Here is a 24,728-nt window from a genome sequence, read left to right on the forward strand (position 1 = left end):
ATTTCAGTATAAAGTTCAGATTTATATATATGATTCTTTTTCTCATCTTCATAATTATAATTGAATATTAAAGAAATATCATTATGAAATTTCTTTTCATTTTCTACATTCATATTATATTTATTTTTAGAATATTTTTTCATTAACTTAGTATGTAATTCTTCAAATGAAAGGTGGTTTTGTTTTTCTTCTTCCCCCATTCTATCCCTCCTCCCTAATTATTATGCTCATAATAATTATATCATATTAAAAATGAAATTATAAAAATTATTTTTTAGTCTAATTTTTAAATTCTTTATGCGTTTATAAACTCCTGTTTGAAATTAAATATATTTCAAAAATACAAAAATTATTCTAAATCTATTCACTCCAACCGCCAAAAAACCATAGTTAAGGAGAAATTACTCATTAACATCTTTATAATATTCATTTTTTAATTTATTCCAATATTCTTTATCTTCATTAGTAATTTCTCTGATTACTCGACAAGGGTTTCCTGCTGCTACAACTCCATCAGGAATATCTTTAGTAACCACAGAACCTGAGCCAATCACTGTATTGCTACCAATTGTTACTCCGGGGTTAATTACTGTATTACCACCAACCCACACATCATCTCCAATAGTAACCGGTTCGCCAAATTCTAACATTTCATTTCTCACCTCAGCAGAGATAGGGTGCCCAGCCGTATATATATTAACTCGCGGGCCAAAAAACACATTGTTCCCTATTTTCACTTCTGCTACATCAATTATAATACAATCATAATTAGCGTAGAAATTATTTCCCACTTCAATATTCGACCCGTAGTCACAATTAAACGGCGGTTCTATGTATATTTTTTCACCAGTAGCAGCGAATAATTCTTTTAATAGCTTTTCCCGATGCTCTTTTTCTTCTTCGGTAGTATTATTAAATAATCTAGTTAGTTTTTTAGCTTGCTGATTATCTTTGTTTAATTCTTCTCCCTGTGCTTTATATAGTTTCCCAGCTAACATTCTCTCTTTTTCAGTCATTTCGTATTCCTCCCGTAATTATTAGATATAATATGCTATCACACTATCTTATTTTTAACAATTTTGCTCTTTATAATTTACTTTGTCTTTTTTCTTCTAACAGTTTTCTCCACTGCTTTAAGCTATCAATTTTTAGTTCATCTAAACTATCAGCTTTCTGCAACAGCAAATAATTAGTATAGATATGACTACCAACTAGACCGTAATCAGCTGGATTTACTGCTTGGTCTAACTCCTGCCATTCTGATAGTTCGAAATAATAATAATCTTCGTTACTATTATTATGAGTTAATGGAACAGGAATATCTTTTCTCTTCATTATTTCATAATCTTTAATTTCTGCATAATAATTAACTCCGGCTTCTTCTGAAAACTTCTTTTTACTCTGATATAAAGCTATATATTCTAAAGGATGGTCGACAAAATCTGCTCTTTTTACAGGAATATAGTAGAAGTTTTGCTCCTGCATAATTTCAAATTGCTTCTGACTTCTTATTGATCCGACTAGTACATTTTGCTCAAAATCTAACTTAGTCTGATACTCCTCTTCTCCTTGCGGTAATACATTACGTTCGAAGTTGCTTAATGAAGTTTCATTAACTAATTTTTCTAAAAAATCAGCTACTAATTCAATATTTCCCGGTAAGAAAGGAAAGGCGCCTACATTTACTTCTTCAATACTTTTATAGAAATGATGTTCTTTAAACTCTTGTTCATTATTATAAGGAAATAATACATAAGCTCCGACAACCGTTCTTTTTGCTCCATTAGACTCTCTAGCCAAAATAGCATCACGATAGCGATGCATTGTATTAATTGTACCTTCCTCTGGGCCAGGGCTTTGATACTGTCTGCTATAACTACTATCTGCTTCAGCAGGATTAAGCCGATATTTAGCATCAAAGACAAACTTATAATCAACTGCACTATCTTCCTTACTTAAACTTAGTATATTATCTGGTTTTTGTCCTGTAGTGACACTTGCACCTGCCTTAGCATTATATGTTAAAGTAAATTTTTCTTTTGTCTGCGGGTGTTCGTATTTAACTTGAGCTGTTTTGCCTTTTCTCAATGTAACAGAAATCCCTGAATAATCAATATCAATTAATGTACTCTCCAACAAATTATATCTTTTTCTTAAAATCTGATTTAACTTTAAGAAGCACCAATACTCATATAATTTCCACGTTTCTTTCATGGACAGATTGAACAAACCATCACTTAAAGATAATCCTTTTCTTAACATCAGAAAATATTTATATAGTTCACGATAGCCAGGTGCTAACTGCAGCACTAAGGATAAAGAGTTTAACTTTTGTAAGTTACTAACTTCCTGCAAAAATGTATGATCACTCATATAATCCAACTCTTGTCCTAGGTCTTCAATTCGAGCAAGTAGTTCTGGATCTGCATCTTGACCGTGAATTTCCTGATATTCTTCTTTAAAATCAAATAATCTCTTCTTTAATTCAAAAATAACCCACTTAACAAACTTATTCTCAAAAGTATTATAACTGATGTCTTTCTCCATATCCAAACATTTAGTCGGGCGTCCTGTAGCTTGATCATAATGCTGAGGATTCTTTTTTAACCATTTAATACTCTGCTGATTAATCTTTCTCACTCGAGCAGCCGGTTTCACTTTCCGATTAGCTTCTAAACGATGGTGAGGCGCTTGTTCTATCCGACGAAAAGCTTGTTTAAATTTATTAAAGATATTATCTAAAATCGTAAAAAACTCACTATGACTAACATTTTCAGCCTGCTGAGGACTTAAATTGTTAAAGGCCCGCCGCAAAAAATCATAAGCTAAATTATAGACTTCTTGATTAACTTCCTGCAATAATTGTTCATAATCTGTTTTATAATCTAATTTGGAAGGATAGACTTCTAGCTGTAGATTGAATAGCGGCTCGCCTTCTTCCCTAATCTCTAATTTAGAAAAACCGACATCTGTTCTGAAATTGATGGTTCCTGTTAAAATATTTTGGTTACTACTTAACGGAGTGACTGCTTCTCTTAACTGCTGATTGCTGTGATAGAATTCTAAGTTAGTATTTTTTGAAGCTGTAATGATTATCTCATAATCCTGCCATTCAAAGAACAAAGGCTGTAGTTGGGCCAAATTACCTGTCCCGGCAACTAAATTTTCTTCTGCAGGCGCGAAATAAGACCACTCTTCAACTTTACAATCTAGCGGCATGATTTCTATTCTTGAAGATTGCTCTTGCTCATTATGTATTTGCTCCCACTGCGGATGATAGGGCTTCCCTTTGATTGTGAGATCAAATTTAGTTGTTTTAATTGTTACTAACTCTCTTACATCAGACATTAAAAACCCCTCTCCCTACAGCCAATAAGCTGTAAATCCATCTTCTTCAAAACGCTTAATCATATAGGCTATCTTGTGGGCTGATTGCGGATAAGGGCCAACCGCTCCCTCGTTGACCAACTCTAATGCTTCTCCTGCTACACGACGATTATCTGCTGTTAAATCCGCACCACTACTTAGATTAAATAATTCAATTAATACTTCCTTAATCATATTAGAACTGCCTTGAATTCGCGGCAATATCTTTTGCTGTAGTTGATAATCGATAGCTTGATCAAAATCAAGTAACTGATAGCGTTGGTTATAAATCAAATAAAAACAAACCTCATCCCTCACACGGTAACCAACATGGAGGTTATCTAGCTTTAAAATTTGATTTATCTCTTGGAGACGATCTACAACTTGATTGATAAGTTCTCTTTTTTCTTCTGAACAATCTTTTAAAGTTAAATAGTCAGGTGCTAAAAAGTCATTTTGAATATCAGTTAAGGTTTCACCTTGCTTAGCAGTTAAATTAAATTTGCTTAGTTCAACTTCAGAAAATTCAATTGTATTAGCTCGATCTAAAACTTTTTTGCTAAAAGGATGTGTAGTTTCGTCCATATTAACTGTTCCAATTAAATAGAGATTATCAGGGATTCTTAATCCAGCATATTGTTTTTTATCATTTTCATTAGTAAAGTAATCTTCTTCTAACAATACTGCTGACTTAATTCCATCCACCATTTGTTTTCTAGTTTCAATTGTACTCAACAAGTCACTAAAATAATACTCAACACGGGCCAAGTTCATCTCATCAAGACAGACAAAGTGCGGATAGCTAGGATTTTGATTGGCTTGCTTAATGATATCAATTATGGCCCCAGGTCTGAAGTTGCCGTCTAAGTCTTTATACCCTAATAAGTCAGAAGGATCACTCCAATCAGGCCGCACAGGAATAATTTGAAAGCGATTATTCTCTGGCGTACAGCCAATTGCTTCGGCAAATAATTGGGCTAATTTAGTCTTCCCAGTACCAGAAATACCTGCTAAAAGAACAAACGGTTTTGTTTTCAGAGATAGATAGAAATTTTCAATTAAACCTTGCGGATAATTAAATCCTTTTGCAGCAATATACTCTTTTACTTGCTCTACAATTTCTGTAGTAGAAAGTTCAACTTCTTCTTCTCCTGTTAACTGTTGTTTATATTGTTGATAGATATCAACTAATTCCATTAAATCTTCTTCTAACACTTCTTCACTTGCTAAATCATCTGCTTGATATTCTAAATAAGCAATAGTAGAAGTCTCATAATCTGAACCAATTCCACTATCAGTTAATTCTAATTCATTATCTACTGTTAAGTCTTTTAAATCTAATTCTTCTCTTAGTTGAGCTCGAGCTTGGAGTTGTTCTTCAGTACTTGTGTTAGTTACTCCTTGATTTAAAGTAAGATAGACGCGGCTCATATCTTCCGCAAAGAGATAAACAACATAAACTCCTTCCCGAGTGGTAGTAGTGATATCTTGGTCCATAATTGCTAGCCACGGGACCTTGGCCCAATTACCTTGTCCAATCGAGCCTCTGACTTCATAGTTATCTTCTAACGAATAAGACTGTAATTTTTCTGTTATGATTTCTGGTAATTTATGACGCAATAAATCACCTAGTTCATGTTGCTTAAATTGTTCATTCATTCTGGCTTGATAATATTCATCTAGTACTTTAGCTAAATTATTTCTCAATTGCCCACCAATAGTATCTAACTCTACTATAAATTTTTGTTCTTCATCACTAGTATAAATCTTCAGGAATTCTTTTTTATCCTCTGGTAATTTAACTTGCGGTCTTTCTTCGCCGTTTTCAATCTTTCTTTTCCGTTCTTCAATTATGTATTGCTGACTGAATTTAAATTTTTCTGCTAATAAATCTTTTAATTGCTGGTTATTATCATATCTAAGTTGTAAAGTTTCGCTTTTTGAAGTACGATCTATGTTTTTTAGGCTGGCTTCATACTCTTGGTCCTCAATTACTAAAGTAATCGTTTGGCTTTCTCCAATGTTTAAACGGCGACCATTAGCTCTATAGAACTTATTGTGTAATTCAACTGGTATTGTTAGACCCCATTCAAACATAGACCAATTAATTTCTTTCTCTAGGAGTTTCTCGCGATTATTTTGCTTGCGATATTTTTCTAGGTCTATTATTTCAAATCCTCGCTTACGAATAAAACTATTAGCTTCTTTTCCGCCGCTAAAATAAGGTCGATCCAATCCTGCTTCTTGGGCTGCAATGCGAATTATTTCTTTGACGGGATATAATTTATCTTTATATGTAATGGCATATTTATGATTGCGGTTATTTATCAAATTGGCCCATTGTTCTTTTGGTCTGTAATCACGGTCAAATATTTCAAATGCTTTAGTTATGTATTTGCTATCAAAATCAGGAATTGCCATAGATGTACCTCCTTGCTTATTTAATTAACTTTAATCTGGATAATTAAAACCATCTAATCAGATTATTATTTATCCCTTTTTACTATCTTACTCCAAATTTCATCAAAACTATAATATGTTTGATATGAATTATTCTGCTTTTTAGTTCTTTTAGGAGTATCAAAAGGCAATTTGTCTCCTAAAATAAAAACTTGACCACTTTTAAACTCTTCATCCTCATACCATTTTTCTACTTTTTCTTTTATTTCTTTATTTTCTATTTCGTTTACCGTATTTTTATCTACTGCAAAAGTATCTATAATCGGATAAAGTTCTTCAAAAACTCCAACTGCAACATCAGTATTGAAAAAATCTGAATCTTTTTTACTCTTTGTTAAAGGAATTCTAGGCATTAAATACAAACTCTTTTTTATAGTTCTATCATATTGACAGCAGTAAATATTCAATTCCCTTATCTTATCAATTGTCTTTCCAGCTGGGGGACTAAATATTTCTTTTTTAAAAAATTGCATCATTTCTCCCTCCAATAAATGTTTATAAAACATATTAATATATTCGTCTTTTTCTTTATATCTTTCTAAAAGGTTGAAAATTTCCTTCCATGTTATAGAAATCAAATCAATATCTCTTCTTTTCCGATATATTTCTTCAATATTAGTAAGAAAAATCCCTATTTTACGATTGAAATTAGATACATCCGAATAATGATCTTCTGATAAATATTCTAATAATTGATCTTCTACTTTAGATAAATTTTTTAAACTTAATTTAGGATTTTTAGCTTCTATTACAATCAAAGAATTATTCATTTTTTCTGGATTAAGCTTTAATGTTATATCCCTTCTTATTTTTTGTTTACTAAAATTAGGATATTGCTCAGATAAAACTTTTAATATTTCAACTTGTCCTATTTTATTTAGCCCTCGTTCTTTTAATTTTTTATTTATTAATTTTAAAAAACCGTTACAAAACTTTTTTGATTTATAAATCAAAAAAGATAACCCCTTAGTTAAAGCAGGTTCCTTATAACCTATAATGCTAAATATATTATGTGATAAACTCTTAGGAGGTATCTCTGAAGAATATAACTTAAAATATTTTTCCATTTATTATTCCTCCTATTGTGATATTTTATTAGTAAAACACATTACTTCTAGATAAGCGGACTTTAAGCCTTCTATAAATTATTATTCTTTATTTTACTATATTCCCAAAACAAAGCAACTATTGTTGAAGGAGTAATTTGAGATCCGTAACCAGATTGACTAAAATGAATACCTATTTTATCTCTTGCCCATTCTTTAAAATCTTTAGATATTAACATATCACTCAATTCCTCTATTTCCTTTGGAGTTTTTTCATCAAATCCAAAAGTTTTACATTCTTCTTCTATACTTTTAAACATTCTGCCTGTCCAACTTTGATTTTCGACCCACTTAAAAAAGGCCTCACGAGATGTTGTATCAGGTGCTCTGTCATGACATTCTATGCACATTAAAAATAAATTTGATGGTTCATCTTCACCGCCCAAGGATTTAGGAATAATATGACAACGTTGTAATGGAACCTTATTCCAAGCTTTTCTAATCTCTTCCCATGGTGCATTCGGGTCTTCTACATCATATTTTGTATCCCACCAATGTCCACAAGCCCAACAACTAGGTTCTCCCCAATCAAAACCTCTTTCATCTAACCAGTCTTTCCAATATTCAAAAATATCTGCTTTACTTTGCATGGTAATATTTATATCCTCCTTTTAACAATCGTATTAGCTTATCCTAATTTCATCTAACCCCATATTAACCGAAGTACCCTAATCCATTTAAATCCTTTTAATTATTTTTTTCAGGTGCTCTTATTTTATATCCTTTTTCTTCTAAAACATTACAAAATTCTTCACCTGTAAACCACTGGGGGGTTTTTCTTTCATTTGATACTTCCCATCCTTTTCTATCTTTGATTTCACCTATATCCATATTTCTTAATTTTTCTAATCCTCCTCTCATACCAATACAAATATTACTCTTTTCATCTTTAGAAACTAAATATAATAAATCAGTAAAAAAGGGTTTGCCTTCCCAATGAATTCCCGACAAATTATTATCTTTTGGATTAATTGCCCAATTGCAAATAGTTTTAAATTCTTTTAAACTAAGATATTGCCAACTTTCTTTAGTATCAGAAACATTTAAATATTCAGAAGTAAAATCTGAATTTTCCCACGCTTTTCTTATTAAACCAGCCTTACCATGCTGAACTCCAATATATATTTCTTTATTACTCTTTAAAATATTTTTTACTTTCATTTTTTCATGAACATTTTTCTCAACAACTTTATCATACGGATAACCATTAAAATCATTTAAGCAAAAATTTATAAATGATTTTAATGACTGATTTAGGTCATATGTAATAGGGTCTATTTCACCACTTCTAGACTGATTCAAAATTTCTCTAAATATTGATACTATAGAAATGGTTTCATCATCTTCAGGAGGTTGCCAATAAACAACAGATGAATAATCTCCTTCACCAAGTTTGAAATCTAATTCATTTTCATAAAATTCTCCTGAACTCCATACTCCTTCTGATGAAATAGCAGGGACTAAATATAAAATTAATATATTGTGTTCTTCAATATCCTTCTTTTCTAAAGTTTCTTTAAACCCTAAATATTGTTCATAAACTTGACCATCAGTACATGAACTAGAATTTATTTTGTTTTCAATTATTATATACCATTTATTAATACTTAAAACTATATCAATATAACCAATACCACCTTGCTTATTATATTTATACTCCAATTCTAAATTAAAATTATTATTTTTAGATTCATCAAACAAATCAGTTCTGAAATCATTTTGTAATTCATCAACCAAATCAGATAACTCAGGTAAATTTTGTACTTCTCTTATTTTCTTTACAATCATTTTTAATAAAACAAATCCAAGTCCATGATCCATCTTTGGGGATAATAAATATGCAAAATAAGCTGAAACAAATTCTTCTCTAAGGCTATTTTTCCCAGATGCTAATACTTTAAATATATTCATTTGTTCACCTCTGTTTGATTTATTAATATATTACCACAAGGGTATTTGAGCTAACCCATGTTAAGCGATGTTGATTTTATTTACTTAATTATCATTAATAATCTCTACATACTCTGCCTTTATTCCTTTTTTAGAATAATTAATAAAAAAATCTACTTTGCTCCCTTCTTCTAATGAATCTAAATCTTTCACTTCTGAAAAATGAAAGAATATGTCCCCTTTTTTATCGTTTTTTATAAATCCATATCCTTTATCGTCATTAATAAATTTAATAGTTCCGGGAGTTTTATTATATAATCTTAATTCAAGCATTAATGAATTTATTTTTCTCTTAGCTTCATAGTAATCTATATTAAAAAATTCTCTATCAGTTCTTATTCTATATTCTTCTAATTTTTTGAATATTTCTTTTTCAGCATAAGCAGGATTTTTTACTTTAAATACCTCTCTTGGCGAAAAAGGTCGTAAAATTCCTGTAGCAGAATTTATTTCTTTTACTCTTTTAACAACATTTCTTTCTGTCATCCCTATTTTTAGAACGTCTTTTTCATTTCTTCTTGACAAAATATAAATATATCCCAAATCATCAACCGACCATTCTTCAATGCCAAGAAAAATTTCACATATTTTTTTTGCATAACTATTTCTTAAAAATTTTATATTGTCATCAACCACTTCTTTATCTTCTTCAATCAATCCATTTCTCAATTCAGATAAGGCTTGGGGAAGGGGATATAAGTACCTTAAATCTGGTTCTCCAAACAATTCATAAACTGTAAACCAATCCCACTGATCTTGTCTAAGACATCGATTTATCATACCTTTAAATTCGCTTATATTTCCCAAAATATTTTCATCTGTTTTCTCATTTTGTATTAAATTATAAACAGAAGTTACCGCATTATTATATTTCTTTTTTGTCTTATCTTTTAATGGAGCCATTCCAAATCCCCATTTGTTATGAATCTTTTTCATTTTATCTCCTCCTCGAAAAATATAATAAAACTCACTTGAATTCACATAACGATAAACAAAAATAAACCAATATCGTCTAAAGTCCCGATGATTCGCTACGTCTGGAAAATGTGCACTGAAACTTTCATCCCCATAAGTTTCACAAGTCAGCTCCAGTCTCTGTTTATACACAACTACCAGATGTCACTAATCCTGTGTTTAGTTCACTCAAAAACCTTCAACAACTTCAATCTATCCTCAAAACCACCTCGTTCATACTTCTTCTCCTCACGAATCCTTTCTATCTCCTCAAAATCAACATCATCCAAATCAACAATAGCCCTCATAACCTCCAAAACATCAGCCAATTCCTCTATTTCTTCCGACTCTATATATTCTTCAACTTCTTCCACTAATTTATCCTGTAAATACTTCTTATACTCTTCCTCATCCATTACCTCTACTTCATATTCTTTACCGTCTGCTGCAATAATTTCTGGTATCTTATCGCGGATTAATTTATCATATTTTTTCATTGTTATTCCTCCTTGAATCTGCGGCTAAAGTATTTTCTACTTCTATACTCTAAAATATCTTTAACATGATTTGCTAGATTATTATCCACATAAGGAATTAATTCTTTACTCAATCTAAGTTCTTGATTAACTTCATCATAGATGAAATACTTACTCTCTCTACCTTTCGTTAAATAATGAACTGGATTTTCTAAGGCTAACTTAACAAACTTCTTTTTAGACCAGTCTTGCCATCCTTCATGCTTTTTATTATTTAAATCTTTTTGATGAATTTGATTGTTAAGATAATAATTCATAAATTTTTCTCCAACTTGGTCAATACTTACTTTCACTTGGAGTTCTTCTCCTGTTAATAAAGCTAATAGTACAGGGATTTTATACGACTTACTCATACTAGTTCTTTCTAATCTATATAAGAATTTTTCAGAGATAGTATCTAGCCATTTTTCTTCTTGCTCATTCAACTCATTAATACTTGCTAAAAATCTTAGATAACCTTTTTGTCCTTGATAAGTGCGGTTTAAGTATTCTTTTGTTTGAATATCAATTCCTTCTTGAACATCTACTCGTAATGGTCGATATCCTAAATATTTTTTCAAGCGATAGTATTCTTCTTCCATCTTATCGCGGAAAGAATCATACTGCTGCATTTCTTGAAACAAATCAATCACCTTAAAATCAAGTGAGACTTGACATCCTGTTGGATACTCAAAATCATTAATTTTATCTAAGTCCTGTTTATCTTTCTCCATAGGATTTTCTCCTGCTAATAAAAAAGGTACATAATGAGCTCGTTTATAATTTCCTATAAAGTCTAAAACAGTTAAGTATTCTTTTTCTTTATACTTTCTTAAACCTCGCCCTAACTGCTGTAAAAATACTACATAAGATTCAGTCGGTCTTAGAAATAGAACCGTATCTAAGGCCGGAATATCAACGCCTTCATTAAAGATATCCACTGCAAAAATAATATCAATTTCTCCTGCCTCTAGTTTTGCTACTGCTTCTTGTCTTTCCATATCATACTCTTCTTGCCCGGCAGAACTATGAACTGCTACTGCGCGAATATTATTTTCGTTAAAGTGATCAGCCATATAACGAGCATGATCAATGGACGCACAAAAGCCTAATGCTTTATCTCCTGCTAAATGATGATAGTTTTTTAAAATTAGATTAGCTCGTTTATGAGTTGATAATTTTTTCTCTAAATCTTTAATATTATAAGAGCCATTAGAATAATCAACTTCATCATAATCCACTTCAACATCATAAACACCGTGGTATTTAAATGGTACTAATAGATCTCGATTGATAGCATTTTTTAAGTTTAGTTCATATATCACATTATCATTGCATAATTCATAAATATCACGATTATCCATCCGATAAGGGGTAGCAGTTAAACCGAGTAGAAATTCGGGTTGGAAGTACTCTAAGACTTTCAAATAACTATCTGCTCCAGCGTGGTGAAACTCATCTACTACTATGTAGTCAAACTCTTCCGGGCCAAGCTCCCCCGCGCCCAAATACTCTTCTTTTCGCAACGTCTGCACACTAGCTAACACCAAATCTCCACTCGTATCCTTCTCATCACCAGTAAAGAAGCTCACTTCCAAATCAGGTGCAATACTTTTATATGTCTCCTTAGTCTGACGCAGTATTTCCTCCCGATGGGCTACAAACAAAACTTTATCAAAATCTATTGAATCAAAGGCAGCCAAATAAGTCTTTCCTACTCCAGTAGCTGCAATGACTAATCCTTTTTCAATTCCTTCTTCTCTTGCTAATCGCAATTCATGTAAGGCTTCAATTTGAGCGCCTCTCGGTTCTGGTTTATCATCTGTTGCAGCATCTTCTTCAACCATCTGCACACTTGGTTTACTCCACTGACTAGCATATTTTCTTAACTGCTGCTGATCAATTACAGTTGTTTCTTCGGCAAAAATTCGATCAAATTCCTGTTCAAATCTTCCATAGGAAACACCATCAGTTTCTTCTGCCATCCGATAATTCCATTCTACTCCATCAGTCAATGCACTTGAAGAAATATTAGACGAACCAATAAATAAAACTTTTTCCTTCTCCTTTTTTAAAAAATAGGCCTTCGGATGAAAAGAAACAGCATCTTGATCATAAAACCTTAAATCTACCATCTCCCCCAACTTATCTTTTAATAAATAAAGGGCTGATGGTTCAGTTATATTTAAATACTTCCCAGCAATTATTTTTATATCAGCACCTTTTAAGGCTTGTTTCTTTAACTCATCAACAATCAATTTAACTCCAGATTCTTTAAGAAAAGCAACAATTATTTTAATTTCTTGAGCTTGTGGGATCTCTTTTTTAAATTGACTGTATAAATTCTCTTCTCCTCCAGTCAGTGCATTCACTATTTAAACCTCCTGATAAAATCATAATGCCAATAACACTTGCTATATTAATAATATTCAACTGCTAACTATTAAGAACATCCATTATTATATTTTCTATAATTTCTACTATATTCCTTTAAATAAATGATAATTTAACAAAATAAAATATATTTTGCTATAATCACCTTTCTTAACAAAGAAAAACCAAGCTACACTAGGATTTAATCTAGTTCAGCTTGGTTTTAATTTAAAAAATATCTTATTTTTATGAAATTTTAATTCTACCTTGATCTATACTTTAAATTTATTCACTATCTCTTGTAATTCCTGGGCCATCACCGATAATTCTTGCGAAGACTCAGTTACTTCATCAGACATCTGTTCGATTCCTTCTGAAGCCTCTTTTATTTCCTCGCTATTTTGGGCCAAATCCTGAGTCGAAGATGCAGTCTGTTCAATTTGAGCTGATGTTTCTTCCGTTGCCTCTTCAATCTCTGCAAATACTTGACCAGTTTCTTGCACAATCTCTTGTCCATTTTCTGCCTTGTTTTTAACCTCTTTAATTGCTTCTATTCCTGCATCAGATTTTTCTTGGGTTTTATTAATTAAATTAGCTATTTTATCAGTAGCATCTGCAGTATCTTCAGCTAAATCTCTAATTTCTTCTGCTACTACAGCAAAACCCTGTCCATGTTCACCTGCCCGGGCTGCTTCTATTGCTGCATTTAGAGCTAAGAGATTAGTCTGTTCAGCAATATTAGTGATCATTTCTACAATTTGACCAATCTCTTCTGAAGTATTATCTAAATCATTAATAATTGTTACCGTTTCATCTACTGCCTGATTAATCTCTTTCATATTATTCATAGTCTGCTCTATCTTTTTTCGTCCTACTTCAGTTTGTGAATTAGATTCTTGAGCAAAACTAGTTACCTCTTGGGCACTAGCAGAAATCTGTTGGATACTTGCCGACATATTTTCAATCAAATTATTAGTAGTCTCTATAGTAGCATTACCCTCTTCTGATGAAGCAGCTAATTCTTCACTATAAGCTGATAAGTTTTCTGTAGTATCAAGTATATTTTCCACTATATCATGTAAGTTAGTAATCATTGTATTTAAAGCAGACTGAATTTGTCCAATTTCATCTTCTTTAACATTATCTACTTTTCTATCTAAATCGCCTTGGGCTACTTTAGAAATTAATTCTACTAATTCATTAATTGGATTTAATAGATACTTTTTATTAACAAAATAGACTGCCGTACCTACTATAATTAAGACCAATAAACTCATACCAAAAATTATTAACTGCAATTCATTTTTTACTGCATAAGCTTCTTGAGACTCTATTTGAGCAAAAATAGTCCCATTAATTCTATCTACTGATACATAAGAAGCTAGCTTGTTTTTTTGAGTATCAATATCTTGATATTCAATCGAACCTTTCTCTTTTTCCAATACAGATTCAAAATCTAAATCTTGGTTAATATTATAGCTTTCTTTAACTAAGCTAGAATCAGGATGAGCAATAATCTCACCTTTATTATTTGTCATATAAGCATAGCCAGTTTTACCAATCTTTCGACTAGCCACAGCTTGACTTAATTTTTCTAAAGAAACATCTCCTGCCAAAACCCCAATTAGTTGACCCTGGATATCTTCTACTGGAATAGCAGTAGTTATAATTGAATCTCCACTACCTGCATCTGTGAAAACATCAGTCCAAATCAAACCATCCTCTTGCATAGCCTTTTGATACCATGGTCTTGTCGTAGGATCGAAATCTGAACCTAAATCCGCTTGAGGATAAATAATCATTTCTCCTTCAGTAGTAGCCAAATATACATATTTAAAATGTGGATTCTCTTCTTTAACTTTTCTAACCATTTCTAGAACATCCTGTTTATTTTCACTCTTGATTTTATCAAATCTAGACGTTAGCTTAATTACTCCCTCTGTCTGATTTAAAAAATCATTTGCATTCTGTTGTAATGAACTAGCTATTTCTAGATTTTTTTCTTCAACTTGATTAGTAATTTCTTTAGAAACTAAATTATTAACTACCAATCCTAAAATTAGCATAAAAATAATTAAAATAAGAATTATACTCCCATTGACCTTAACTAATAGGCTTTTGTACCACTTTACTTCATCTTCCATTTGATTCACTCCTTACTTAATTATAAATTTATAAACTTTTTAAAGGTGCTTATATTATACTTTTCTATACTAATCAACAACTTCCCTGCAATAATTTTCGACAAAAAATATAATACCCCCCAGCTAACAGGAAAGGCTCCTATTAGCTGGGGGGTATTATTACTTTAACCTATATCTAAATCTAAACTTCAAATTGATTAACTATTTCCTCTAATTCTTCACCCATCTCTGCTAATTCCAGTGACGAATCAGTAATTTCATCAGTCATACTCACAATCTCACCTGAATTAGTCATCAACTCATCACTACTTTCTGCTAATTCCTGCGTCGCATTAGCAGTCTCTTCTATCTGCTCTGTAGTCTGTTGACTAGTATTAGCAATTTTTCTAAAGATTTCAGTTGTTTTCTTCGCATTTTCTTGTCCTTCTTCTGCTTTCTTTTGTACTTCATTAATTGCTTCTAATCCTTCATCAGTTTCTTCTTGTATCTCGTCAACTAAATTATAAATTTTAGTTGTAGCTTGATTAGTTTCTTCAGCTAAATCTCTAATTTCCTCTGCTACTACTGCAAAACCTTGACCATGCTCTCCTGCTCTCGCTGCTTCTATAGCAGCATTTAATGCTAAGAGATTTGTCTGTTCAGCTATATCAGTAATTAATTCCACAATTTCTCCAATTTCTTCTGATTTATTATCTAAATCAGTAATCACTTTAACTGTTTCTCCTACAGTCTCATTAATTTCACGAATACTAGCAACTGTATCTTGAATATTATCAGTCCCTAAATCAGTTTGCGAACTCGCTTCTTCAGCAAAACTAGTCACTTCTTCACTACTAGCAGAAATCTCTTCAATTCCAGAAGAAATAGTTTCTATTAATTCATTCGTTTTTTCTACTGTAGCATTACCTTCTTCAGCTGAAGCGGATAATTCTTCACTATAAGCAGATACTTCTTCAATAGTATCCATTAATTTCTCTATTATGTTTGATAATTGTCCATTCATTTCATTCACTTGTCTCTGTAACTGACCAATCTCATCTTTACGCTCTACCTCTATGTTTTCTACATCCAAATTACCTTTTTTAACCTCATTAATTCTTCTAATTACCCTTTTTAAAGGATTGATAATCAACTTACGATTAATAACTGTTAAAACTCCTATTAAAGTAATAGTATTAACTACAGATGATATTAAAGTCCGCCAATTACCCATTCGCCCACCATGTAATAAATAATTACTAATTACAAAATTAATCCCACTAGCTAATATTGTAGATACAAAAATGGAAGCTACAACCGCAATCATAAACTTCAGATTCAAATTTAACTTAATCTTTTGCTGCATATCATTAACTTGCTCTCCTGCACTTTGGCTCATTTTATCCCCTCCTATAATAGTTATTATTGTTAATAATTTAATTCGTTATTTTTTTATTTATTCCTTCATTTAAGTAAAAAAATTATGTAAAATTCGACAATTTTCTAAAAATTAAACTTTTTAAAGCAAAAAAATAATATCCTAAATATATTTAGGATGTTAAACTAATCATTATTTTCTCTTTTATCTAAAATTCATTATTTAAACTTCAAACTTTTCAGTTAGTGCTCCTAATTCTTCTGCCATTTGTGCTAGTTCCTGAGAAGAATTAGTAATTTCAATAGAAATAGTTTGCACATCTTCAGTACTTACCTTGACTTCCTCTCCTTTTTCAGCTAATTGCTGTGTTGCATTAGCAGTTTGTTCAATTTGTCTAGCAGTCTGTTTACTGGATTGTTGAATTTCTGCAAAAAGTTCTTTAGTTTCAGTTACTACCTGCTCTCCTTTATCAGCTTTTTTGATTAACATTTTGAATTTCTCTTGCTCATATAATTCACCCTCTACTGCATAATTTTTTAGACCACTGCTCCTCATCTTTATTTCTAATAGCAGTTATAAGGTGTTTCTTTTTTAAATTTTTACTATAATCTTTCCATAATTCAAATCCTATTTTGATACTAGTTTGCTCTCGATTATTATAATTTTCTGAGCAAAATAAAATAAAAATAAATTGCAGAATTCACTTTAAAATTATATAATATAGATAAGGTAGGTGATATTTATGAGCATTAATACAGTTAGATCTCAGCCCACACCATCTTGGGCCAAAAATATAAATAATAATCAAGCTCAAAAAAATAATGAACAGCAGAAAAAAACTGCTAAGAGGCAAACTACTGGAAAGCAAAGAAAAGAAGAACAACAATCTCAAAATAGTACTCAACGTAGGCAATCAATCTCTAAAGAACAGCCTCAAAGTAATAAAATTGCTAATCAAGAAACAAAAACTAATAATTCGGATTCTAAATCAAAAGAGTTAGATATTAAAGAACAGCAGCAAGTTCAAAAACTAAGGCAACGTGATAGTGAAGTTCGACAACATGAATTAGCTCATAAAACTACCGGTGGACAATACGCTGGTAATATCACTTACACTTATCAAGAAGGACCAGATGGAAGGCGTTATGCTGTAGGTGGTTCAGTCGGTATGAATATTTCTGCTGAACCTGGTGAGCCTAAAAAGACAATTGAAAAGGCTGAACAAGTACGTAAAGCAGCTTTAGCACCAGCTCAACCTTCTGCTCAAGATTTAAAAGTTGCTGCTAAAGCAGCGCGGATGAAGATGGAAGCTAAAGCCAAATTAGAAAATCCCCAAGCCAACAAACAGCCAGGGGAAAATAATAAAAACCAAAATAATAAATTAAATGAACTATATAACAACCAACAATCACAACAAGAACAACAACAAAATATTTCATTAATCGCTTAAAAAGACTTCTCCCGCAGTGGAAGAAGTCTTTTTTAGTACATAATTTTCAATATGTAAAATAGTCAACTAATTTCTATCTTCCAAATCACTAATCACCTGTCCAATATTCTCATTTAAATCTACAATATCATCATTAACTTCCTCAATTTCTCCTACTATTTCATTCGATTCCGATGATAACTCTTTAACTTCATCAGCCACTACTGAAAAACCTTGGCCTTGCTCTCCTGCTCTTGCTGCCTCAATTGAAGCATTCAAAGCCAACATATTTAAATTATTAGTAATTTTTTCAATCTGATTTAATAAATCGCTAACCTTCTTTGAATCATCTTCAATAGCCGTATAAGCATCTTCTAAATGTTCGATAACTTTTGTTAGTAGGTTTCCTTCTAAACATTTATACTCATTAATCAAATTATAAATAAAGTACGAAGATTCTCCACTAATAATTTCAGCTTGCCGAGATTTATTCTCTCTTATCTGCTCTAACACCTCTTGTGAACCAGTTACTTCTAAAATTATATTAATACTACTATCCTGTACAGCTGTTTTTAAATCTGTAGTAGTAGGAATATCATTTTCTTTAGCTAATTGCATTCCTTCTGCCTCAGGATCAATGTCTACCATGTACTCTACTGCCACTGCTTCCATTTTCAAAAACATGTTCAGCAAATTACTTCCTATTTCCCCACCGCCAATTATACATACTTTCTCTTGACTACTCACATTATCATCTGCCATTTAGAAGCCCCCCTGTTTCTACTCTATTCTACATTTAATTACTTTCTAATTTTATTATATCGCACTTTTCTAAAAATTCAAAAATTAATATTATAAAACCTGAGCTTTTGTTTTCATTTGACAAAAACATTAATATTTATTACTTTAAACTTAAGAGGTGGTAATTATGAAAATAGCTGTTTTTAGTGACATTCACGGTAATTATACTGCCTGGAAAAAAGCATTCTCAATCATGCAGGCTAAAAATATCGATAAATATTTATGTGCCGGTGATTTAGTAGGATATGGTCCGCGGCCTAATGAAGTGATTAATCACATTAAAGAACAACAAGAGACGGGACTAGATATTACTATTGTCCCCGGTAATCATGATTATGGGGTGATTAATGAACAATCTCTAAAACGATTTAACTCTCATGCTAAACAAGCCATTCGTTGGACTAGAAAAGAACTAAATGCGACTAATAAACAGTTTTTAGAGGAATTACCTCTCAGCTGGTCGAACGAAGAAATTCTTTTGGCTCACGGTACACCTAATAATCCAATTTGGCAGTATTTAAAAGGCTGGAATGTTAATCATATATTTGCTGAATATGATTTTAAATACTGCTTTGTCGGTCATACACATTTATTACAGTCTTTTATAGCACCACTTGACTCTGCAGAGGCTAAAAAAACTGAACTAAGTACTAATCAAAGTTTAACTCTTGAATCTCAACAGCGTGTAGTTATCAATGACGGCTCTATTGGACAGCCGCGTGATCACAATCCACAGGGTAGTTTTATTATCCTGGATACTAGCAAAAATAAAATTGATGTTATCCGTTTCCAGTATAACATCAATCAGACACAGCAATTAATTTATGATTCTGATTTGCCTAATCTTGAGGGAGAACGACTAGCTGAGGGCCGATAAAATAATACTTGGCCCTGGCTATACTTTTTTAACTACTTAGATCACTATCTTTTTTTATGTTTTTAAGATATTCAAATAAACGATACATATCTTTGGGATTAGATATATTAGGAACGAGCAATTCGAGGATAGTAAATTTATTATCTATGTCCTTAATAGAGTGCAAAATCCTATAGACTTGATTAACAGTAAAATTTTTCTGAAGAGAAGTCATGAGTAAGACATTCTTCTGTTTAGCAAAGGAGTTATTAGTCATTAAAACTTCTAATAGTTTATTAAACTGGGTTCGGGACAAAGTATCTTTACGTTCATTAGTTTCAAATCCTTCTTGTTCCATAATCTGATCGACTAATTCTCCAATTTCATCTATCATGACCACAGCTTCTCTTCTCTCTTGTGAAGACAGTTCAGAAAGATACTCCTCTTCAATTTCATCAAGTTTTTGGACTATTTTATCTTTCAAAATATCACCCTCTTTAAAATTTTAAATCCCGCTGGGCTTCACTTATATTTTCAAACCGCCTAATAACTTCACCAATTCATATTTACTAAGTAATAATTGATGCTGCTCTTCCTGTAAAGACAACTCTGCTTTTTTTAAATCTAATTGCTGATCCTGATATTCTAAAGCACTAATTTCATCTGCAGCCATTTCTTTTTCACTTTCTTCTAAATCTAAAACGCTTTCTTCTAATCTCAGCTCTTTTTCTGTTACTTGCAATTGATTAACTGTAATTTCTCCTACTAAATCCTCAATCTCAGCTTGTAATTCTCTAATATATTCTGTCTTTTCTGCCTCAAGTGCTGCCAATTCGTCTGCTAACTCTTCTCGTACAAGTTCATCTTGCTTATGATTAAATAATTTATGAGTTAGATTAAGTGCTACCTGCCATTTATCCGTTCCACCCTCATAATTAGCATTTAAATCTAATTGTGGTTTTTGCTCTTGCTGCAGTTCTTCTTGTTCTTGCTGTAATTGCTTCCTTTCTAATTGTTGAATCAATAATTCCTTGCTATTAGCCTTAGCCTGAGCTAATAACTGCTGACTATTATCCAAATTCGGTAGTACTTCTTCTAATTCAGCCAACCAATGTAAATTACATTCTTTAGTAATCGAAACTTCTAATTGCTGTTCATTCTCTAATCCTAAATTATCTTTCAATATTCTAAGAGACTTTTGATAATCGTTTCTAACTTCTTCGACATCTTGCTGAGCTTCATTAATATCTATTTTAGCTTGTAGGACTTTCTTACGCTTGCTATATCCATCCTTTTCTTCTTCCTTTATCATTTCTAATATTTTTTCAGCTAACTCTAATTCTTCACTGCTGATCTTTTCCTCTAGTTTTAATTCTATTAATTCTAAATAATCTGCTAAGTAATCTAATAATAGTTTCCTTTTTAACTGCTGCAATTCAGCCCTCTCAGCTTGCAATCTTAACTGCAAATTTTGTTCTTCTTTTTTATTTTCTGCTTCTAAGGCTGGATAAAGAGGCTGCTCAAGTTCAATACTAAAGTCAATACTCTCATCACTAAGTCCAGTTTCCCATAATTCTTTTTCTTTTAATGACACTTCCGGGTTTATCTTTAACCCTTGATTAAACTCTCGCTCCCCTTTTAGAGTAGCAAAGTTCTTCTGAGCTGTAGTACGAGTATTATCACTAACAGTCCGCCCCTCTAAAGCAGCCTCCCACTGCCAATCATTTTCTGCTTCCATTTCTTCTATTCTACGTTTCAAATTATTTATTTTTCTTTTCTGTTTCATAATTCTAGAATTTTTTTCAAGGCCTTGCTGCACAGCCTCAGCAAATGTTAACTTCATTGCTATCTCCTTCCTTTTACTAAGTAGATAATATCTACATTGCTTTTATTTCTACACTTATAAAAATATTCCTTGCTGTCGTATAATTATTTTAAAATTATTCTTGTTCAGTACTTTCTTTTTCTGATTGCAATTGATTTAAACAATATAACATTCCACTTTGATCACTATAATATAATTTACCATCAGCTATTACTGGTGCAGAAACGATTGTATTCTGTCCTTTAAAAGACCACTGCTCTTGACCAGTATCAATATTCAAACCATATAAATTACCTTCTGAATCTCCAATATAAACTACATTCTTAGTTGTAATTGGAGCAGCAATTATTTCCCCTGGAGTAGAAAAACTCCACTTTTTCTGCTGAGTCTTAGCATCAACAGCATGTAAATCTCCTGCTAAAGTTCCCACAAAAATAGTATCATCCTGATAAGCAATGGCATAAGGACTAGGATCCTCAAAATTCATTTCCCACTTCTTATCACCATTCTCGCCATTTACTGCAGTTAATAGTCCTTCATTTTGCCGGTAAGAGACATAGTAAATAATATTCTCATCATTAACAGGAGAAGATACAATTGGATGATCCATTTCTTTCATCCACTCTTGTTCTCCATTATTCTTATTAACCGCATATAATTCTCCATCTACAGTACCAATCACTACTGTATCTGCTGTGACTGCTGGGGTCGAATACATAATTGCCGAAGCAACTTTAAATTTCCATTTCACTTGCCCAGTTTTAGCATTAACTGCATATAAATTTCCTTTTTTATCTCCAAAGTACAATATATTATCTTCAATTTTAGGTGCTGAATAATAAATTGCTCCTTCTGTCTCTAACTGCCAAATCTTTTGCCCCGTTTCTGCATCTACAGCATAAAAATTACCTGTGTCTGCTTCTTGAGCTGCAGTACCAAAATAAACTGTTCCTTCATTAACTGCTGGAGTCGATATCACTCGTGACTGTACTGCAAACTGCCACTTTTGTTGGCCTGTTTTACTATTTAAAGCATATAATTTCTTCTTTTTACTGCCCAGATAAATTGTATTATTGACCACTACTGGAGAAGAACTAACTTGATAATCAGCTTGTGAAGTCCACAATAAAGCAACGCCTTCTTCTATATCGCTGCTAAAATAAGCACTCTTATTATCTAATCCTCCACTTGACATCACTCTAGTTTTAACAAAATTAGCTTTAACCTCTAAATTCTTTTTTATGACTACTGTTTTAGGATTTTTACTCCCCGTAATTGCTCCTGCCCATGAAGCAAATTTCCAACCTTCAGCTGCCTGAGCATTCAAGACCACCTTGCTACCTAATTGATACTGGTCTTGATTACTGCTCACCACTTCAACTTCTCCTTTTCCAGTACTAGACAATAATCTCAATTGATATTCTTCCTGCTTACAGGCTGATATAAAAAACAACAAACAAATTACCAGACCTATGCCCATCATTTGGCGCTTATTAATCATCGCTGTCACTCCTCTATTAAAGATTATATTACAAGCCTGCTTTAATTAATCTTTTACCCTTCTTATAATTCATATTCTATATTTTCTATTATTTTCCTTTAAATTAATTAAAACAAAGCCGGCCGCAGCCGACTTTGTTTTTGAATACTTATTCTGCCATTAATTCTGTAATTTTATTACTAAATTCAACTGGATCTTCAGGCGTAAATCCTTCTACTAACCCTGCCAAAGAGTACAACAAATCACTATATTTACTTAGTTGCTGAGAATTACCTTGCTGCTCATAAATAGTTTTTAATTTAGAGAATAATTGATGTTTAGGATTAATCTCTAAAATCCGCTGAGCCCGACCAACATTTTGATTCATCTGCTCTAACACCTTTTCCATAGACATACTCAATCCTGCCTCTGCACTAACTAAACAGACAGCACTCGACTTTAATCTCTTACTTAAGCGTACTTCATCAACTTTAGATTCTAGATTTTCTTCAATTGCTGCTAATAATTCTTCTGTTTCATCATCTTCTTCATCGTCTTCTTCATCTTCATCTAATAAATCCAAATCACCACTTAGGACAGACTTAAATTCAATTTCATCATACTCCGCTAAATTATTAATTACAAATTCATCAATTTCATCAAAGAAGTACAGAACTTCTAGTCCTTTTTCTTGTAATAACTCCATCTGTGGTAGCTTTTCTACAGTAGCTTCATTTTCTCCAGTCACATAATAAATTTTATCTTGCTCTTCATTCATTCGCTCCACATATTCTTCTAAAGTAGTGAACTCATCACTATGAGAAGAAGGGAAGACCAATAAGTCCACTAATTTATCTCTCTTATCACCATAAGTCATATTAACGCCACTCTTAATTAATTGCCCAAATTCACTCCAAAACTTTAGATACTGTTCCCAATCATCTTCTAGCATCTTCTTCAATCTTTTTAGAACAGCCTTTTCTAGATTCTTGCCAATTATTTTCAATTGTTTATTATCCTGCAGCGTTTCACGGGATAAATTAAGAGAAAAATCAGGCGAATCTACTAAACCACGCACAAATCGTAAATAATCTGGTAGTAGTTTCTGACAATTATCCATCACAAAATTATTTTTAGAATATAAACGCAACCCCTGTTCAAAATCTTCAGAATAGATATCTGATGGAGCCTGTTCAGGAATAAATAACAATGTCGTATACTTAACTAAGCCTTCAACTTTTTTATGTATAACTTCTAGTGGGTCACTCCACTCTTGAAATACTTCCTGATAAAATTCACTGTATTCCTCTTCAGATACATCCTGTTTATTACGCTCCCACAGCGGCTTCATTGTATTTAAAGTACGAACTTCTTCTTCAGTTTCGCCCTCTTCATTTTCTGGATAGAACTTCATTTTAATTGGATATTCTACATAGTTAGAATAACGTTTAACTAACCGTTGAATAGTCTGGCGGTCTGTCACATCTATTTCATCTCCACCAGCAGTGAAATCATCTCTTAAATCTAATTTAATAGTAGTTCCTCGCTCTTCTTTATCAACCTTTTCAATACTATAAGTACCATCACCTTCTGATACCCATTTAACTCCTTTATCTGCTTGAGGTGCTCGAGTAATTAAAGTTACTTTATCTGCGACCATAAAGGAAGAATAAAATCCAACTCCAAATTGTCCAATGAAATCTACTGCATCTTCATCGTTTTGATGTTCCTGCAGTTTTTGAAGGAACTCTTGTGAACCTGATTGAGCAATAGTTCCAATATTCTCAATCACTTCATCATAAGTCATACCAATTCCATTATCAGAGATAGTAAATTCCCCTTCATCAGCGTCAACATCTAAGCAAATTTCAAAATCAGAATCTCCTTCTAACAAATCCACATTAGTTAAAGACTCAAATTGAATTTTATCAATTGCATCAGAAGCGTTAGCAATTAATTCTCGCAAAAAGATCTCTTGATTAGTGTAAATCGAATTAATCATTAAATCCAACATCTTCTGAGTTTCTGTTTTAAATTCTCTCTGTTCTGCATTAGCCATTGGACTGAACCCCCTTAGTATATTCTTCTTAGTTAACCTACCCATTATTTTAG

General features: G+C 32.0%; 20 protein-coding genes. 2 read left to right on the forward strand and 18 right to left on the reverse strand.

What is annotated here, in order from left to right; translation table 11 throughout:
* From JOC47_RS03050 to JOC47_RS03110, 13 genes are all read right to left on the reverse strand, one after another.
* The coding region (locus JOC47_RS03050) for a hypothetical protein (RefSeq protein WP_204700512.1) at positions 1-200 on the reverse strand (200 nt) is incomplete at its 3' end.
* 201 nt (positions 201-401) lie between these two features.
* Positions 402-1,016, reverse strand: a complete 615-nt coding sequence (locus JOC47_RS03055) for a sugar O-acetyltransferase (RefSeq protein WP_204700513.1) — start codon at positions 1,014-1,016, stop codon at positions 402-404.
* Between the two features lie 70 nt (positions 1,017-1,086).
* On the reverse strand, positions 1,087-3,348 hold the full coding sequence (locus JOC47_RS03060; protein WP_204700514.1) for a restriction endonuclease-like protein: 2,262 nt from the start codon (positions 3,346-3,348) through the stop codon (positions 1,087-1,089).
* A gap of 15 nt (positions 3,349-3,363) precedes the next feature.
* On the reverse strand, positions 3,364-5,787 hold the full coding sequence (locus JOC47_RS03065) for an McrB family protein (protein ID WP_204700515.1): 2,424 nt from the start codon (positions 5,785-5,787) through the stop codon (positions 3,364-3,366).
* 65 nt (positions 5,788-5,852) lie between these two features.
* Positions 5,853-6,893: a hypothetical protein gene (locus JOC47_RS03070; protein WP_204700516.1), complete on the reverse strand. Its 1,041-nt coding sequence runs from the start codon at positions 6,891-6,893 to the stop codon at positions 5,853-5,855.
* 71 nt (positions 6,894-6,964) lie between these two features.
* Positions 6,965-7,522: an HNH endonuclease gene (locus JOC47_RS03075; RefSeq protein ID WP_204700517.1), complete on the reverse strand. Its 558-nt coding sequence runs from the start codon at positions 7,520-7,522 to the stop codon at positions 6,965-6,967.
* 97 nt (positions 7,523-7,619) lie between these two features.
* Positions 7,620-8,843, reverse strand: a complete 1,224-nt coding sequence (locus tag JOC47_RS03080) for a PD-(D/E)XK nuclease family protein (RefSeq protein WP_204700518.1) — start codon at positions 8,841-8,843, stop codon at positions 7,620-7,622.
* An 84-nt stretch (positions 8,844-8,927) separates the two neighbouring features.
* Complete coding sequence (locus JOC47_RS03085) at positions 8,928-9,818, reverse strand: cold shock domain-containing protein (RefSeq protein WP_204700519.1); 891 nt, start codon at positions 9,816-9,818, stop codon at positions 8,928-8,930.
* Between the two features lie 203 nt (positions 9,819-10,021).
* A complete protein-coding gene (locus JOC47_RS03090) occupies positions 10,022-10,333 on the reverse strand; it encodes a nucleoside triphosphate pyrophosphohydrolase (RefSeq protein WP_204700520.1) in 312 nt (103 codons plus the stop codon).
* Between the two features lie 2 nt (positions 10,334-10,335).
* The gene (locus JOC47_RS03095) at positions 10,336-12,723 is read right to left on the reverse strand and encodes a DEAD/DEAH box helicase family protein (RefSeq protein ID WP_338035306.1); all 2,388 of its coding nucleotides are present in this window, start codon (positions 12,721-12,723) and stop codon (positions 10,336-10,338) included.
* A gap of 273 nt (positions 12,724-12,996) precedes the next feature.
* On the reverse strand, positions 12,997-14,868 hold the full coding sequence (locus JOC47_RS03100) for a methyl-accepting chemotaxis protein (protein ID WP_204700521.1): 1,872 nt from the start codon (positions 14,866-14,868) through the stop codon (positions 12,997-12,999).
* A gap of 181 nt (positions 14,869-15,049) precedes the next feature.
* Positions 15,050-16,246 (reverse strand): methyl-accepting chemotaxis protein, encoded by a 1,197-nt coding sequence (locus tag JOC47_RS03105; protein WP_204700522.1) that lies wholly within the window; start codon positions 16,244-16,246, stop codon positions 15,050-15,052.
* 201 nt (positions 16,247-16,447) lie between these two features.
* Complete coding sequence (locus tag JOC47_RS03110; RefSeq protein WP_204700523.1) at positions 16,448-16,714, reverse strand: hypothetical protein; 267 nt, start codon at positions 16,712-16,714, stop codon at positions 16,448-16,450.
* Between the two features lie 253 nt (positions 16,715-16,967).
* On the opposite strand from JOC47_RS03110, the gene JOC47_RS03115 reads away from it, so the two are divergent.
* Positions 16,968-17,675, forward strand: coding sequence for a putative metalloprotease CJM1_0395 family protein (locus tag JOC47_RS03115; protein ID WP_204700524.1), 708 nt, complete (start codon positions 16,968-16,970; stop codon positions 17,673-17,675).
* 66 nt (positions 17,676-17,741) lie between these two features.
* Here the strand turns inward: JOC47_RS03115 and JOC47_RS03120 are convergent, their stop codons facing one another.
* Entirely contained in the window at positions 17,742-18,416 is a 675-nt protein-coding gene (locus JOC47_RS03120; protein ID WP_204700525.1) for a methyl-accepting chemotaxis protein, read from the reverse strand.
* 166 nt (positions 18,417-18,582) lie between these two features.
* On the opposite strand from JOC47_RS03120, the gene JOC47_RS03125 reads away from it, so the two are divergent.
* Positions 18,583-19,332: a metallophosphoesterase family protein gene (locus JOC47_RS03125; RefSeq protein WP_204700526.1), complete on the forward strand. Its 750-nt coding sequence runs from the start codon at positions 18,583-18,585 to the stop codon at positions 19,330-19,332.
* A gap of 28 nt (positions 19,333-19,360) precedes the next feature.
* On the opposite strand, the gene JOC47_RS03130 is transcribed toward JOC47_RS03125, so the two are convergent.
* The 4 genes from JOC47_RS03130 to htpG form a co-directional block, all read right to left on the reverse strand.
* Positions 19,361-19,795: a DUF4476 domain-containing protein gene (locus tag JOC47_RS03130; RefSeq protein WP_204700527.1), complete on the reverse strand. Its 435-nt coding sequence runs from the start codon at positions 19,793-19,795 to the stop codon at positions 19,361-19,363.
* A 42-nt stretch (positions 19,796-19,837) separates the two neighbouring features.
* Positions 19,838-21,154 (reverse strand): TolC family protein, encoded by a 1,317-nt coding sequence (locus tag JOC47_RS03135; protein ID WP_204700528.1) that lies wholly within the window; start codon positions 21,152-21,154, stop codon positions 19,838-19,840.
* A gap of 97 nt (positions 21,155-21,251) precedes the next feature.
* On the reverse strand, positions 21,252-22,637 hold the full coding sequence (locus JOC47_RS03140) for an outer membrane protein assembly factor BamB family protein (protein WP_204700529.1): 1,386 nt from the start codon (positions 22,635-22,637) through the stop codon (positions 21,252-21,254).
* Between the two features lie 148 nt (positions 22,638-22,785).
* Entirely contained in the window at positions 22,786-24,675 is a 1,890-nt protein-coding gene (htpG, locus tag JOC47_RS03145) for a molecular chaperone HtpG (protein ID WP_204700530.1), read from the reverse strand.
* Positions 24,676-24,728: the final 53 nt, after the last annotated feature.

The organism is Halanaerobacter jeridensis (assembly GCF_016908315.1).
Lineage (GTDB): Bacteria > Bacillota > Halanaerobiia > Halobacteroidales > Halobacteroidaceae > Halanaerobacter > Halanaerobacter jeridensis.

What these genes read in the sequence shown, in the direction of transcription:
- JOC47_RS03055 (WP_204700513.1), bottom strand. Translation starts at nt 1,016, where the DNA reads ATGACTGAAAAAGAGAGAATGTTAGCTGGGAAACTATATAAAGCACAG.
- JOC47_RS03060 (WP_204700514.1), bottom strand. Translation starts at nt 3,348, where the DNA reads ATGTCTGATGTAAGAGAGTTAGTAACAATTAAAACAACTAAATTTGAT.
- JOC47_RS03065 (WP_204700515.1), bottom strand. Translation starts at nt 5,787, where the DNA reads ATGGCAATTCCTGATTTTGATAGCAAATACATAACTAAAGCATTTGAA.
- JOC47_RS03070 (WP_204700516.1), bottom strand. Translation starts at nt 6,893, where the DNA reads ATGGAAAAATATTTTAAGTTATATTCTTCAGAGATACCTCCTAAGAGT.
- JOC47_RS03075 (WP_204700517.1), bottom strand. Translation starts at nt 7,522, where the DNA reads ATGCAAAGTAAAGCAGATATTTTTGAATATTGGAAAGACTGGTTAGAT.
- JOC47_RS03080 (WP_204700518.1), bottom strand. Translation starts at nt 8,843, where the DNA reads ATGAATATATTTAAAGTATTAGCATCTGGGAAAAATAGCCTTAGAGAA.
- JOC47_RS03085 (WP_204700519.1), bottom strand. Translation starts at nt 9,818, where the DNA reads ATGAAAAAGATTCATAACAAATGGGGATTTGGAATGGCTCCATTAAAA.
- JOC47_RS03090 (WP_204700520.1), bottom strand. Translation starts at nt 10,333, where the DNA reads ATGAAAAAATATGATAAATTAATCCGCGATAAGATACCAGAAATTATT.
- JOC47_RS03100 (WP_204700521.1), bottom strand. Translation starts at nt 14,868, where the DNA reads ATGGAAGATGAAGTAAAGTGGTACAAAAGCCTATTAGTTAAGGTCAAT.
- JOC47_RS03105 (WP_204700522.1), bottom strand. Translation starts at nt 16,246, where the DNA reads ATGAGCCAAAGTGCAGGAGAGCAAGTTAATGATATGCAGCAAAAGATT.
- JOC47_RS03110 (WP_204700523.1), bottom strand. Translation starts at nt 16,714, where the DNA reads ATGTTAATCAAAAAAGCTGATAAAGGAGAGCAGGTAGTAACTGAAACT.
- JOC47_RS03115 (WP_204700524.1), top strand. Translation starts at nt 16,968, where the DNA reads ATGAGCATTAATACAGTTAGATCTCAGCCCACACCATCTTGGGCCAAA.
- JOC47_RS03120 (WP_204700525.1), bottom strand. Translation starts at nt 18,416, where the DNA reads ATGGCAGATGATAATGTGAGTAGTCAAGAGAAAGTATGTATAATTGGC.
- JOC47_RS03125 (WP_204700526.1), top strand. Translation starts at nt 18,583, where the DNA reads ATGAAAATAGCTGTTTTTAGTGACATTCACGGTAATTATACTGCCTGG.
- JOC47_RS03135 (WP_204700528.1), bottom strand. Translation starts at nt 21,154, where the DNA reads ATGAAGTTAACATTTGCTGAGGCTGTGCAGCAAGGCCTTGAAAAAAAT.
- JOC47_RS03140 (WP_204700529.1), bottom strand. Translation starts at nt 22,637, where the DNA reads ATGATTAATAAGCGCCAAATGATGGGCATAGGTCTGGTAATTTGTTTG.
- htpG (WP_204700530.1), bottom strand. Translation starts at nt 24,675, where the DNA reads ATGGCTAATGCAGAACAGAGAGAATTTAAAACAGAAACTCAGAAGATG.